This is a genomic window from Halobacteriovorax sp. JY17 (genome assembly GCF_002753895.1).
GTDB lineage: Bacteria > Bdellovibrionota > Bacteriovoracia > Bacteriovoracales > Bacteriovoracaceae > Halobacteriovorax.
In genome coordinates, this window is sequence record NZ_NJER01000001.1 from 139,318 (window position 1) to 152,290 (window position 12,973).

At 37.6% G+C, this 12,973-nt stretch carries 11 protein-coding genes; 3 read left to right on the top strand and 8 right to left on the bottom strand.

Annotation, left to right across the window (positions count from 1 at the left end; all coding sequences use genetic code 11):
• Nucleotides 1-81 precede the first annotated feature (81 nt).
• Complete coding sequence (gene fbaA / locus CES88_RS00685; RefSeq protein ID WP_290729568.1) at nt 82-1,107, bottom strand: class II fructose-bisphosphate aldolase; 1,026 nt, start codon at nt 1,105-1,107, stop codon at nt 82-84.
• A 204-nt stretch (nt 1,108-1,311) separates the two neighbouring features.
• Here fbaA and CES88_RS00690 point away from each other — a divergent pair, with 204 nt between their 5' ends.
• On the top strand, nt 1,312-3,360 hold the full coding sequence (locus CES88_RS00690; RefSeq protein ID WP_290729570.1) for an alpha-ketoacid dehydrogenase subunit alpha/beta: 2,049 nt from the start codon (nt 1,312-1,314) through the stop codon (nt 3,358-3,360).
• A gap of 42 nt (nt 3,361-3,402) precedes the next feature.
• On the opposite strand, the gene CES88_RS00695 is transcribed toward CES88_RS00690, so the two are convergent.
• The 7 genes from CES88_RS00695 to CES88_RS00725 form a co-directional block, all read right to left on the bottom strand.
• On the bottom strand, nt 3,403-3,771 hold the full coding sequence (locus CES88_RS00695) for a methyl-accepting chemotaxis protein (protein ID WP_365992767.1): 369 nt from the start codon (nt 3,769-3,771) through the stop codon (nt 3,403-3,405).
• The gene (locus CES88_RS00700; RefSeq protein ID WP_290729572.1) at nt 3,771-6,002 is read right to left on the bottom strand and encodes an adenylate/guanylate cyclase domain-containing protein; all 2,232 of its coding nucleotides are present in this window, start codon (nt 6,000-6,002) and stop codon (nt 3,771-3,773) included. Before CES88_RS00700 ends, CES88_RS00695 begins: the two co-directional genes overlap by 1 nt.
• Before the next feature lie 20 nt (nt 6,003-6,022).
• Complete coding sequence (locus tag CES88_RS00705; RefSeq protein ID WP_290729575.1) at nt 6,023-7,606, bottom strand: tetratricopeptide repeat protein; 1,584 nt, start codon at nt 7,604-7,606, stop codon at nt 6,023-6,025.
• 63 nt (nt 7,607-7,669) lie between these two features.
• Nucleotides 7,670-9,139: a FecR family protein gene (locus CES88_RS00710; RefSeq protein WP_290729578.1), complete on the bottom strand. Its 1,470-nt coding sequence runs from the start codon at nt 9,137-9,139 to the stop codon at nt 7,670-7,672.
• Between the two features lie 170 nt (nt 9,140-9,309).
• Nucleotides 9,310-9,657, bottom strand: coding sequence for an arsenate reductase (glutaredoxin) (arsC, locus tag CES88_RS00715; RefSeq protein ID WP_290729581.1), 348 nt, complete (start codon nt 9,655-9,657; stop codon nt 9,310-9,312).
• 8 nt (nt 9,658-9,665) lie between these two features.
• Complete coding sequence (locus CES88_RS00720; protein WP_290729582.1) at nt 9,666-10,373, bottom strand: hypothetical protein; 708 nt, start codon at nt 10,371-10,373, stop codon at nt 9,666-9,668.
• Nucleotides 10,373-11,032, bottom strand: a complete 660-nt coding sequence (locus CES88_RS00725) for a DUF3943 domain-containing protein (protein WP_290729585.1) — start codon at nt 11,030-11,032, stop codon at nt 10,373-10,375. Before CES88_RS00725 ends, CES88_RS00720 begins: the two co-directional genes overlap by 1 nt.
• 78 nt (nt 11,033-11,110) lie before the next feature.
• On the opposite strand from CES88_RS00725, the gene hemF reads away from it, so the two are divergent.
• A complete protein-coding gene (hemF, locus tag CES88_RS00730; protein WP_290729588.1) occupies nt 11,111-12,004 on the top strand; it encodes an oxygen-dependent coproporphyrinogen oxidase in 894 nt (297 codons plus the stop codon).
• Nucleotides 12,005-12,151: 147 nt separating this feature from the next.
• Nucleotides 12,152-12,940, top strand: coding sequence for a hypothetical protein (locus tag CES88_RS00735; RefSeq protein WP_290729591.1), 789 nt, complete (start codon nt 12,152-12,154; stop codon nt 12,938-12,940).
• Nucleotides 12,941-12,973 lie beyond the last annotated feature (33 nt).

The following is a 12,973-nucleotide window of genomic DNA, read 5'->3' on the forward strand; positions in this document are numbered from 1 at the left end:
GTTGCGCGTTAAGTAGTTAAATAGCACCTTACTGACGCAAGTCTCATAACGTAAGGTGCGTAGTACTTTTTAGAGTACTTTTTAGAGAAGGATGGATTTTCCGCCTGACTTGAGGTCCTTGCAAGCTTTTGCAATTCTCTTCGTCATATTCAGCTCGCCGGCCTTCATCCATGCTCTTGGATCGTAGTACTTCTTATTTCCTACTTCACCTTCGATCTTTAACATCGCATCGTAGTTCTTAAACATATGATCAACAACAGCTCTAGAGTATTCGTACTGAGTATCTGTATCGATATTCATTTTAATAACACCGTACCCGAGTGTTTCGTGAATTTCGCTTAAATCTGAACCAGACCCTCCGTGGAAGACAAGCCAGTTAGTAGCATCTTTTCCAAGTTCTTTTTCTACAGCTTCTTGTCCTTCTTTTAGAACAGCTGGTCTCAGCTTAACGTTACCCGGCTTATAAACGCCGTGAACATTTCCAAAAGTTGCCGCGTACATAAATCTTCCTATAGGACGAAGAGCTTTTGTTACTTCAACCATTTCTTCTGGTGTTGTATAGAGCTTATCAGCAGGGGCGTCTTCGTTATTAACACCGTCTTCTTCACCACCAACAACACCAGTTTCTATTTCAAGAATAATTTCTGATTTTGCGCATCTCTCGTGAAGCATTTTACTCATTTCAATATTTTCACTTGTTGGTAGAACTGATCCATCAAACATGTGAGAGTTGAAGAGGTTAGGAAGCCCTTGCGCTCTTCTCTTTTCAGTTTCTTCAATTAGAGGAATGAGGAAAGAGTCTACTTTTTCAGGGTGACAGTGATCCGTGTGAAGAGCAATGCAGACATCATACTTTGTGGCCATTAAATGAACGTGTTGAGCGATTGAAATTGCTCCCATTACTTCGTCACCAACAGCAACTCCTGAAGCAAATTTTCCACCGCCAGTTGAGACTTGAATAATTCCGTCTGACTTCATTTCCGCAAAAGCAGCAAGGGCTGCATTGGCCGTAGAAGTAGAAGTTACGTTGATTGCAGGAAAAGCAAAACCTTCATTCTTAGCTTTATCTAGCATTGCGCAATATTGTTCGTGAGTAGCGATTGGCATATATTCTCCTGTAAAATTTACTAATTTTCGATTGTGCCCACATTTAACCTTATAAAATCTGATCTTTCACCATGCAATGTGTATAAAAACGACCTCTTTGTGCGACGCGAACTCTCGACAAGAGTTTTCAAATCACTAGAAATATGATTAAGTAGCCACTCTCAAACACATATATAATTTTAGAAATCCCTAGAGGAAATAATTATGCTTAAAAAAACTGAACAAACTTATTCTTTGAAAAAGACTGACAAGGCAACACTTAAGCAGTGGTACACGCTGATGACTGTGGGAAGACTCATTGATCTTCGAGCTCCTAATTATTTAAAGCAGGCCATTGGTTGGTCATACCACGCACCATATGCTGGTCACGACGCCATTCAATTAGCTATTGGACAAGTATTTACACTTAATGAAGATCATCTCTTTCCATACTACAGGGATATGCTAACAGCGCTTTCAGCTGGATGTACTCCGGAAGAGTTAATTCTAAATGGTATTTCAAAAGCAACTGATCTTGCTTCTGGCGGGCGCCACATGTCTAACCACTTTGCTAAGCCTGAGTGGAATATTCATAATGTTTCATCTTGTACTGGTAACCACACTCTACACGCTGTTGGTGTTGCCAGAGCGATGAAGAGATATAAGCACACTGGTGTTGCTATTTCTTCTCAGGGTGAGTCTTCAGTATCTGAAGGTTATTGCTATGAGGCAATTAACGGTGCTTCTAATGAAAAACTTCCAGTTGTTTTTGTTTTTCAAGATAATGGTTACGGGATTTCAGTTCCAAAAAGAGATCAGTGCGCCAACGAATTTGTCGCTGATAACTTCACAGGGCTTAAGAACTTAAGAATTATTCACTGTGATGGTAAAGATGTATTTGATTCTATGAATGCTATGACTTCAGCCAGAGCACATGCAATCGAAAATAATGAGCCAGTCATTGTACACGCTCAATGTGTGAGAATGGGATCACATTCCAACTCAGACAAGCACGAACTATATAGAGATGAAAAAGAAATTGCAGATGCAGTTGCTCAAGACCCATACGTTGCTTTTAGAAAACTTTTACTTAGTGAAAAAATCTTTAGTGAGAAAGATCTTACAGCGATTGATGATGAGTCTAAGAAGTCAGTTCTTGAGGCCCACTCTCTAGCGATGAAAGCACCAAATCCTGACCCTGCATCTATCTTTGATTTCGTAAGCCCTGAGCCGCATAAGCCTACGAAGTACGTTGATGGGACTCACAACGAAAGTGGTGAGCCAGTTAAGTTCATTGATGCACTTAATGGACAACTTAAAAAAGAATTTAGAAATAACCCAGATACATTTATTTGGGGTCAAGATATGGCCAACAAAGATAAGGGTGGGATTTTTAATGTTTCTAAAGGAATGCAACAAGAGTTTGGAAAAGAGAGAGTTTTCAACGGCCCAATTGCTGAAGATTATATCTTAGGAACAGCAAACGGTTTCTCACGTTTTAACAAAGATATTAGAGTTGTTGTTGAAGGTGCAGAATTCGCAGATTACTTTTGGCCAGCAATGGAGCAATATGTAGAATGCTCTCACGACTATTGGAGATCGAATGGAGCGTTTGCACCAAATATCCTAATAAGACTTGCTTCTGGTGGATATATTGGTGGAGGTCTTTATCACTCGCAAAACCTTGAAGGTAACCTCGCTGGTATTCCTGGTGTCAGAATTGTGTGTCCTGCATTTGCAGACGATGCTGCTGGACTTCTAAGAACTGCAATGAGATCTGAAGGGCCTACGTTATACTTAGAGCCAAAGACTCTTTATAATGCGAAGGAAGCGATGACAGTAGTTCCTGAAGACTTTGAAGTTCCATTTGGTAAAGCAAGGATTAGAAGAGAGGGAACTGACTTAACAATTGTTACTTACGGAAACACTGTTCACTTCTGTCTTGATGCTGCTGAGAAGATTAAAGCAGAGACTGGTGCAAGCATAGAAGTTATTGACCTAAGATCGATCATACCTTTAGATGAAGAAACAGTTCTTAAATCAATTGCTAAAACTAATAAGTGTTTAGTTGTTCATGAAGATAAAGTATTTGGTGGATTCGGTGGTGAGATTGTTGCCATGATCAACGAAAAAGGTTTTGAAGATTTAGACGCTCCAGTGAAGCGTGTTGGTTCAACATTTACACCAGTTGGATTTAATAGAATTCTTGAAAAGGCTGTTCTTCCAAATGCTGATAAGGTTACTACAGCTATTAGAGAAGTGCTCGCTTACTAAATTAAAAAAAAGGCAGAAGGAATTCCTTCTGCCTATAATTTCTTATGCGCTTCTCTTTCCATTTACTAATTCTCTAACTTTTTCAACGACTAGAGTCAGATCATCTGCTTCTTTTTGCAGCTCTTTTGAAGAAGCTTCTGTACTAATAACAACATCATTATTTTGATGAGAAACTTGATCGAGAAGTTCCATCGCTCTTGAAATTTCATCAACACCTTGTGATTGCTCTTTAGAGGCATTGGCAATTTCTGCGACTTTTCTATTTACGTTATCAACATTATTGATAATTTCATCGAGAACAACTTTACACTCTTGCGCTCTGTCTTTACCTTTTGTGACAGCGTTCTTTCCATCTTCAATAATTTTCTCCATTACTGAAGTTGTACTTGAAACGATTGTTTCGACGATAATTACTTAGAAGTAAGAGTATAAACACCATCCCAATCAGGTGGTGGAGGTATCTCTTTAAAGTTCTCGCATCTTTCAATGTAGATCTTTGATGGATTGGTTTTCTCTCTTAAGAGAGGGAAGCGCTCCAGTTCTAGCTCAAGTGAAATTTTAAAACAATCGAGGGCCTTATCCCATTCTTGATTCTTGTAGAAAGAGAGTCCTTCTGAGAAATTCTTTTGAAGATTGATTAATAAATCAGAGGCATCTTCTCTTGTCTCTAGAACTTCATAAGTCGTCACAGGTTCAGACTTTCCAACTACGAGAATAGTATCTAATTCTCTAAAGAGAAATTTTTCTTTTTCACAATCGTTAAGAGTAAAGTGAGAGGTCTGATTGAAAATACCATATTGTTTTGCGGCTTCTTCAAGTCTTGCTGCAAGATTTACTGAGTCGCCCATCATTGTATAATTCATTCTAGAAGCTGAACCCATATTTCCTGTTACAATCTCACCTGTATTGATACCGATACGCATTCTCATTTCATGAACAATTTGCGGCCACTTGTCACCCTCTGATACCCATTTCTCTCTCAGCTTCAATAGAGCTCGCTGCATTCTTACTGCAACCGTAAGAGCTCTCGTAGAATGGTCTTCAAGAGGCATAGGAGCGCCAAAGAAGGCGATGATGGCATCACCTTCATACTTATCTAATGTTCCTTTTTCTTCGAGAAGAATATCAGTCATTGCCGTTAGGTACTCATTTAGAAGTTCTACCAGTTGAGTTGCAGATAGTTTTTCCGAGAATGTTGAGAAACTTTGAATGTCAGTAAAGAACGCAGTTCTCGTTCCACATTCTCCTCCAAGGGAAGGATGCTGTCCCGTAGAGTACATCTCATCAATAAGTTCAGGCGAAATATAAGAGCCGAAAGCATTCTTTAAGAAGGCCTTGTCTTTGTTGGCCAAGTAGAAGTGCAGGAAAGTATTCCACGAGTAACTACAAATAATGGAGAAGAAGCAGAAGAAGAGTTTTACTTCATAGCCTGCAGGGATTAGATGGTAAGTATCGTAGTAGTAAATTCCCCCAATAAGCAGAACAGTTGAGAGTAAATCTAAGATCGCATTCCCAAAGAATTGAATAAGAAGAATGATTAACGATCCAGCGAGTAAAATTGCCCAAGAAAGGAACGTTGAATTTTGCTGAGGTTTGTAGAAGTCACCATTTAAAAGCATATGAGTCATATTCATATGAAAGTAAACTCCCGGTAACATAGAATCAACTGGAGTATGCCTAAGGTCATAAGCACCGTAAGCACTCGCTCCAACGAAGACAATCGTGTTATTGAACACGGACTTCATTTTTTCATCTTCTGGAAAGGCTTTAACAATGTCAGCGATACTTACTCTTGGAAATTGTTCCTCATTTCCAAACCATTTAACATTTGCTTCACCTTTATAGTTAAGTTCAATATTTCCATTTGCCAGTTTGAATTTGTAATCACCAATATTAAGCATTTCAAGAACGGGGCTATCGCCTGTGTAATCAGTGTAGGCCTGGAGCCCGTAGGAAGGAAGATATAGCGTATCGATATTACCAACAAGTTGATAATGTCTCATTATACCATCACTGTCGGCTTCAACTTGAATGTGACCTAGACTTACATCAGTATTTAAAAGAGTTTGGATTGGCCAGACAGCCTTTGAGACTTTCTTAGGCTTAAGCTCTATTCCCTCACTATTCTTTGTATCAATAACAAAGTTGTAGAGTTGATCGGGAAGTTCTTCAAAGTGGTCAGCTCCCTGTGTGTCGAGAGAATAGGGGAGAATGACTTTATTTCCTGGAATAGATTGGAAGTTCACAATCGATTGCGCCATGATATCGTCAACCGAGGTTTCACCACAGCTCATACTATTTTCAGCAAAGAAGACGTCAAAGGCAATAACTCTTGCGCCAAAAATTCTTAGCTTATCAATTACATCGGCCCACGTTTGTCTACTTACTGGCCACTGCCCTAATTCTTTTAGAGAGTAGTCATCAATATCTGCCATAACTAATTTCTTATCAAACTTCTTCTTATCAAGAGTTTGTCTCATTCGAAAATCGAAGAATCTATTTTCAAAGAATGTAGTATAGGAAATTTTCTCTTTGATACTAGGGTCTTCTATATCTCTCTCTGTCAGTGAGAAAAATACACTGAGAGCAGAGAAAGAGATGATAATGATAAACCCTAGGTATTTTATGATCTTAGACCACATAAAAAACCTTTCTCCTTACTTTAGAAGGAGTATTTAATTGAAGATGATGTTACGTGTTTTGTGTAATTGTAATCCGCTTTAAGGGAAGAGTTCTTAGTATAGTTATATCCAACAGAGAATTTTAAGTGATTAGAAATTTTCTTGGTTAACTTGATACTAGGGGTAAATGTCTTCTCTGTACCTCTAATAGAACTTTCATTGGCATCTGTATAGCTTACAAATGTCATTGAAGCTCCAATATGAAGAGTGATTTTTGGAAGGATATTTGGATTGATATAATCAACTCTCATAAGAGTTGAGTCCGTTGAATTCTTTTGGTTATTATAGGTATCTAATGAATCGTAAGAGAGAAGAAACATAAAGATTGTCGAATTGGAAGTTAAGTAGAGCTGATCGACTGAGAATGAAGTAGTTTTATTAAAAAGTGTCGTCGTATGAGAGCTTAAATCCTTGTATTTAAACTTTAAGCTCGTGTCTCCCTTCGTGAAGAATTTAAATTTCTCTCCAAAAGTATAAGTGGTCGATCTTGAGTAGAATGCCTTTCTAGCAAGAGCGGTCTTATATTTACCATTGTAATTATAATCAATATTAAAAAAAAGTGAGGCAGGGTTACTAAAGGCCTTATGCTCATAAGACATATTTAGAGTAGGAGAGATGTCGTAAGCGTCTTCAGACTTTACAGTATCAGAATCTCTATTTGTATGATTCTTAACACTCATTCCTAATTCTGGATTGACTATAAACCTCTTCTTTAAAATAAAATCATAACCTGTATTCATTCTAGACTTTAAAACAAATGACTCCTCTCTAGAAGCTGCCGAAGACGGTAGATCATTTGTTAGAGAAATATTACTATCGTAAGTAAAGTCTTGATTAAAAGATAAGCTCCATCTCTTAGAAGAAATTCTCTTTCCATTGTAAAGAATATTTGGATCGAGTCCAAATTCTCTTTCAATTTCTTTCTTTCTAGAACCAATTTCCTTAGCAAGTGAGGACTTACTATCTTCTTCAACTGCTTTATCCATTTGAGGAAGAACAAATTGTTTTACTAGTCTCTGAGCATCTTCATTTTCACGGGCCATAGAGAGGAGAACCTCTCCCGTTTGAAAGCGTGCAATTTGTTTCAAGTTCTTTTCAGCAGTCTCAGAATTTAAAATTTGCGTGTAGTAAGTCTTTGCAACTTTATTTTCTTCGAGGATTTGAGATATATGAGCGACATAGTAGATTGATGAATCTTTCTTATAGTCCATAGACGCAGATTTCTTGAATGCAATTCTGGCTTTTATTAAATCGTTATTAGCGTAGAGAGCCTGTCCGTACTCATAGTAAATATCTTTAGCTCCACTCTTTGCCTTAATTGCTTTTATAAAGAGAGGGATCGCCTTGTCGTACTCTTGAAGCCTATTGTAGGAAAGAGCAGTGAGGTAGAACTTAGTACTTCTTATAGATTTTGTTTCACGAAGAGAAGAGAGGCCCTCTATCACTTTCGTGTAGGAGCCCTTTTCAAATAATTCGAGTGATTTCTTTATCGTACTTGCTTCATTAGCTGAAACATTTGAAGTGAGAATAAAACCTGTTAATACAAGTGCACAGTAGTTTTTCATTGGGCCAAATCCATTTAACCTAAAGTATTAATATTAGTGACTTATATTATAACTAAAATTCCTCTAATTAGAATTGTTAATATTAAATTTTACCCGAGTACTATTGTTAAGTACTTCGTTTCTCTCGTCTTGTGCATCTTCAATTGTCTCATCAATTGTATCTTGAGCATCTTCAACAAGTTCGTCTAACTCTGCCTGATCTATTCCTGCAAAGTCTCCTGAACTGCCGTCTGAACCGTCTATGCTTGAGTCTCCTGCATCTGAAGAGAAATCCTCTGATATTGCTGCTTCCATTGGTTTATCCATTGGAGCAAGTTGTGGAGGAGCGTCTCCTCCGGCAGAAGCTGTGCCTTTTCCAGTAGAACTACCATCAGAATTAACACTCGCTGGTGCTCTTTTTCCATCTACTGTAGGAACAAATTTCCCGTCGTTAGTTAGAGTGAAATTCTTATTCTCATAGTGACCAGTTGTAGGATTAAATCCTCCGAAGTTTGCTGGTGGAATATAAGTTCCTGTTGCCGAATCAAAAACTGATCCTGGAGGTGGAGCGATGTACTGTGCTGTTGCAAGGTCAATATAGCCACCTGCTGGCGGAGCAATCTCTCCTGTCGCAGAGTTTACAGAGCCTTCTGGTGGAGGATTGTTAGCAGCACCTAGAGCTTTCTCTTTATCAACTTTGTCAACAACTGCGCTCGTTGCAGATTTTCCAATAACTTTTTCAACTTGGTCTGCAACTTTTGCTTTATTTGAAAATCCTTTTGCATCTACGCCCGGAGGTATTACACTTCTAAATTTCTTCTTAGGTCCTTTCGTATCCGTTGCTGCCTGGTCTGGTGCTTCTTTAGAACCGTCGTTTGACTGCATTGATTCAAGTTGACCTGGGTTAATTTTTACAGGAGTAGTCGCTCTTGAAGTTGTTCCTGGTGAAACACCTGAGAACTGACCCTTCGTTACAATAACGGCTTTATCACTAGAGACAACTTTCTCTAATGCGCTCTGAGAGACTTGTACGTTTCTTATTGCATCACTTAGCTGGGCCATCGCAACAGCACCAGAGAATGTTACAAGAGCAGTATTTTCGTTCACTGGATTATAAGTAACCATGAAGTCGGTTCCTCTTACACCCATAGCTGCAGTTTTTGTTTTAATGAATAATTTAGATTTGTCTTTATCTTTATTATCTAGGTAATTCTTTGTAACTTTAGATCTTAGTGAACCTTTCATTAGCGTAATAATACCAGCTTCTTTTTTAGGAAACTTACTAATTGCCATTTCTGACTTTGGACCAAGGTTCATTTGTGATTTATCAATGAAGAGAAATTTAACAAAGGACTTACTTTCTGTTTTTACAATGAATCCCTCATTGACCCACGAACCTTTCTTTAAAGAAATTTGTTCTTTGGTTGTTGGATTTTCTGCGACAACATTTCCTTTAAGGATAATTGCTTTTGCAACACCGTTATTGGCCAAAGCAGAGTGCTCGACGCAAAGTAGGAGAGTAGTCATTAATAAGATTTTTTGTAAAAAGTTCATTTTTCTTCCCTAAGTCCTAGTTAAGTTAGGCAGATAGCCCTTTTACTATTCGTCTATTATATCTCTAAACTTGAGAGAGTTTATTTAGGTAGGAAATGAAGATTTAACTTGTTGAAAATTCTACGGCACAAAAAAAGTGGCGATAATTTTTTGTGCCAGTAGTATGAGAACTAGATGATTTTACTAAGGTTTTCTACAGGCCTTCCAATCTGCGCCTTCTTTCCATTGACGAGAATTGGTCTCTCTAGGAGAGCAGGGTTCTTTGAAATAATAGAGGCCCATTTATCATTAGTTAAATCATCACTCTTAGTGTGACCTAATTCCTTAAAAAGACTATCCTTTACTCTAATGAGTCCTTCGAGAGGAGAAATATTTAATTTTTCCATAAGTTCTAGAACTTCGCTCTTTGTGAGCCCTTCTTTTAAGTACTCTTTAATCTTTGGTTCAACACCAGCGTTAGACAAGAGTTCTAGTCCTTGTCTTGATTTACTACATCTTGGATTGTGATAATAAAGCATTCTTTCTCCTAGAATAAAATAATACCCATACTAAAGAGAATGGCCTCTGTTCCGATGTCATTCTTAGCTTCTGAGGTACTTAAGATATTTGTTTTCGTGCTGTCGGTTGTATCGACGAGATATGATTTAATTGAGTAGAGTCTAACGTAGGCAATTTCAAAGAAGACTGGGTGTAGACTCTTTAATTTTAACTTCTCTTCAATACCAATTCCAACTCCAAAACCAATAGAGTCATATGTAAGTTTAAATTTCTTTCCGGCGTAGTCTCCGCTTGAAGTAAATTCTTTCAAACGCACAGTTTGCTGAGACCAAATAGGCCCAAGACCAAATGAGAACCTCCACTGTTGAAGTGGTGACCAAGGAACAAAGTATCGAACATTTGGGCTAACGATTAAGTTTTGATAATTCCCACTTCCTTCAAAACTATTTTCATTAATAACGAAGGCCAAATCTTTAACTTTCCCAAAGAAAATAGTTGAACTTGCTGTCACTTCAAATCGATCCCAGCGGTAACCAAAGTGAGTGTTAAAGCCAACTCCTCCAAAGAAGTTCTTTCCTTGTATTTCTTTTTCGTCATCGTCGTCATCTTCATCTTTTTCAAAAACACCAATTCTATTGATCGATGCATTTAGACCGGCCTTTAAAAAGAAAGCATTTTCAAAAGAAAAAGATTTTGTACTAAGAAGAATAGATAGGATTAGAAATAAGTACTTCATTAAAAATCCATTGAAAAATAAAGTCCCACTTTATCTTTTCCATTGTAAGTTGGAAGTAATTGAATCTTTCCTTCGTAGTACCAAAAAAGTGTTGAAGGATTCATGAGATGTCCTAAAAACCTTCCAAACATATTTCCTGTATTTAATAAGTAGAGTGATAAGTTTTCAATACCAACTCCTAGAACCGCTCCTAGAATTGGTGTTTGATAGAGATCTTGAATACTCGCGGGCTCAGTATAAACTTCAACTGTAAATTCAAAGAGTGTACTTGAAATAAAGGACATTGTTAGAGAATCAATACGACTGTAACCATTGGCCCTGTAGAAGAGAAAGAGTTGAGAACCAGAAGCAGGATGAACAATCCAATTCCAAAATGGTTCGTCTTGGTCAAAGACTAACTTTCCAAAGTTGTCTCCATACTTCTTAAAACTTCCTTCATCGAAGAAAGTCTCCGGCTGAGAGAGGGGGTAAACTAACCAAGATACTCCATAGACACCTGCTATATTGAGCAAGTTTTCTCTTTGAGTATGATCTCTATCAATATATGTATACTGATATTTCTTTGGTCTTACTTCCGCTTGTTTTATGTTATCTAAATGATCAACTTCATTTGCAAAGACAAATTGAATTGATAAAAGTAGAATAAATAGATACTTCATTTAATTAGCTTCTTTTATATGGTTTTATCAATTTGATACCATGCAAAGCTTAATTTATAAACAACTTACGGTGTAATTATGCTTGATAACCTTAAACAAAACTTCGTGGACCATGTGCGTCAGTTACAGAACCTTATAACTGAAGAACTTAAGAAGAGAGATCCTTCAATTGAGATCACAGAAGATAATTGGAAGCGCGCTGACTTCAAAGGGAATGATGGTGGAGGGGGAATCACTAGGGCCTTCGCTGGAGATATTATAGAGAACGCTGGAGTGAATACTTCTGTCGTCTATGGTGCGATTGCGCCAGACTTTGCTAAGAAAATTGGTAGTACGGACGAGACGATGTGGGCAACGGGAATTTCCCTCATCATTCATCCAAGAAATCCTAAAGTTCCTACAACTCACGCAAACTTTAGAATGATTCAGGCCGGAGAGAAATTCTGGTTTGGTGGCGGGGCTGACTTAACTCCTTACTTCCCACATACTGAAGATTTTAAATACTTTCATAAGGTTTGGGCGGACGCTTGCGGGCCTTATGGTAATTACGAAGAATTTAAAGTTAAGTGTGATGACTACTTTGTAAATAAGCACCGTGAAAATGAGATGCGTGGAGTTGGTGGAATCTTCTTTGATCACTTTAACACTGGCGACACTGAAAGCGATCTTGCCATGGTGAAAGATCTATCTAATCATTTTATAGATTCATTCTTTCCTCTTCTTGATAAGAGAGTCAGTGAAGAATTTACGGACGAAGATGAAGACTTTCAACTTCATAGAAGAGGCCGCTACGTAGAGTTTAATCTCTTACATGATAGAGGAACAATGTTTGGACTTCAAAGTAATGGAAGAACAGACTCTATTCTCATCTCTCTTCCAGGGAGAGTTAAATTTAGTTACAAATACGCACCTAAGGCCAATTCTCCTCATGAAGAAATGCTTAAGTATTACTATCCTATGAATTGGGTCTAGCCCTCTCAGATTAGAACAATAAAGTGTTCCTAATTTGGAACACTTCTACTTATCTCCCTAATTTTACATTCAATCTCTTTGGCAAGGTAATTGCTCTTAGTGAGTCAGTTTTAAAATATTCAGACTAAGAGCTAAAGGGAGCAAAAGATGAAAAAAATACTAACAATCACTTTGATGAGTTTGATCTTCGTATCGTGTGGGACTTCAAGTTTAAAGAATCAAGACAAAGATCAGAAAGTCTATAAACTCTTTGAAGGAGTGGCCCTTGATCAAAATGAATTAATCGCCATGATCAGTGAATATACTAAAAAGTCTGGAGATGCGAGTAATCCCGAGGCCGCAGAAGTTGCAAGAGAATTTCTAGAAGAAAATAATTATACAGAATTACTTTTCAAGAAAGCGCAGGCTTCAAAGGGCTACGCTAAATTTGAAGAGGAGTACTTTAAATTAGTAGATTTACCAATTTCTAGAAAATTCGACCTACTTAAAATTAAGAATTTTAATGTAGAAGAATTCACCGATTACATTGCTAAATTCAATACTGTTGAAGATGCGGTAAAGAGGCTCGATCTTATTGAGAAGATCGTGAGTAATGACTTTCCTCACTTTCATCATGGTGATTTCTCATCGAAGTTAATCCTAATGATTAGTAAATTAGAAAGTGAGAAAAAGAAGAGAACTGTCTACAGAGCGATGAAATCAAATTTTAAACATGTGACTTTGCAATTAAATCTCTACGTCTTTCAAAAAGTTCCAGTTGCTGCTCTTGAGGAACTTGTTCAGATTCAAGAAGAGAAGGAATATAAGAAGGGACGTGTATTTCTTGAGCAATATCAATTAAAAGCAAACACTGAATATCTAAGCTTACTCTCAAAGAAGTTACAGGACGCAGGGATTGAGAAGGTTGATTTTGAATCTCTTTTAGGGAAGAGGTAATACCTAATACATTGAAATTATAGGTCTTCCTTG

Excerpts from the sequence above, each read along its gene's own strand:
- fbaA (WP_290729568.1), bottom strand. The coding sequence starts at position 1,107 with ATGCCAATCGCTACTCACGAACAATATTGCGCAATGCTAGATAAAGCT.
- CES88_RS00690 (WP_290729570.1), top strand. The coding sequence starts at position 1,312 with ATGCTTAAAAAAACTGAACAAACTTATTCTTTGAAAAAGACTGACAAG.
- CES88_RS00700 (WP_290729572.1), bottom strand. The coding sequence starts at position 6,002 with ATGTGGTCTAAGATCATAAAATACCTAGGGTTTATCATTATCATCTCT.
- CES88_RS00705 (WP_290729575.1), bottom strand. The coding sequence starts at position 7,606 with ATGAAAAACTACTGTGCACTTGTATTAACAGGTTTTATTCTCACTTCA.
- CES88_RS00710 (WP_290729578.1), bottom strand. The coding sequence starts at position 9,139 with ATGAACTTTTTACAAAAAATCTTATTAATGACTACTCTCCTACTTTGC.
- arsC (WP_290729581.1), bottom strand. The coding sequence starts at position 9,657 with ATGCTTTATTATCACAATCCAAGATGTAGTAAATCAAGACAAGGACTA.
- CES88_RS00720 (WP_290729582.1), bottom strand. The coding sequence starts at position 10,373 with ATGAAGTACTTATTTCTAATCCTATCTATTCTTCTTAGTACAAAATCT.
- CES88_RS00725 (WP_290729585.1), bottom strand. The coding sequence starts at position 11,032 with ATGAAGTATCTATTTATTCTACTTTTATCAATTCAATTTGTCTTTGCA.
- hemF (WP_290729588.1), top strand. The coding sequence starts at position 11,111 with ATGCTTGATAACCTTAAACAAAACTTCGTGGACCATGTGCGTCAGTTA.
- CES88_RS00735 (WP_290729591.1), top strand. The coding sequence starts at position 12,152 with ATGAAAAAAATACTAACAATCACTTTGATGAGTTTGATCTTCGTATCG.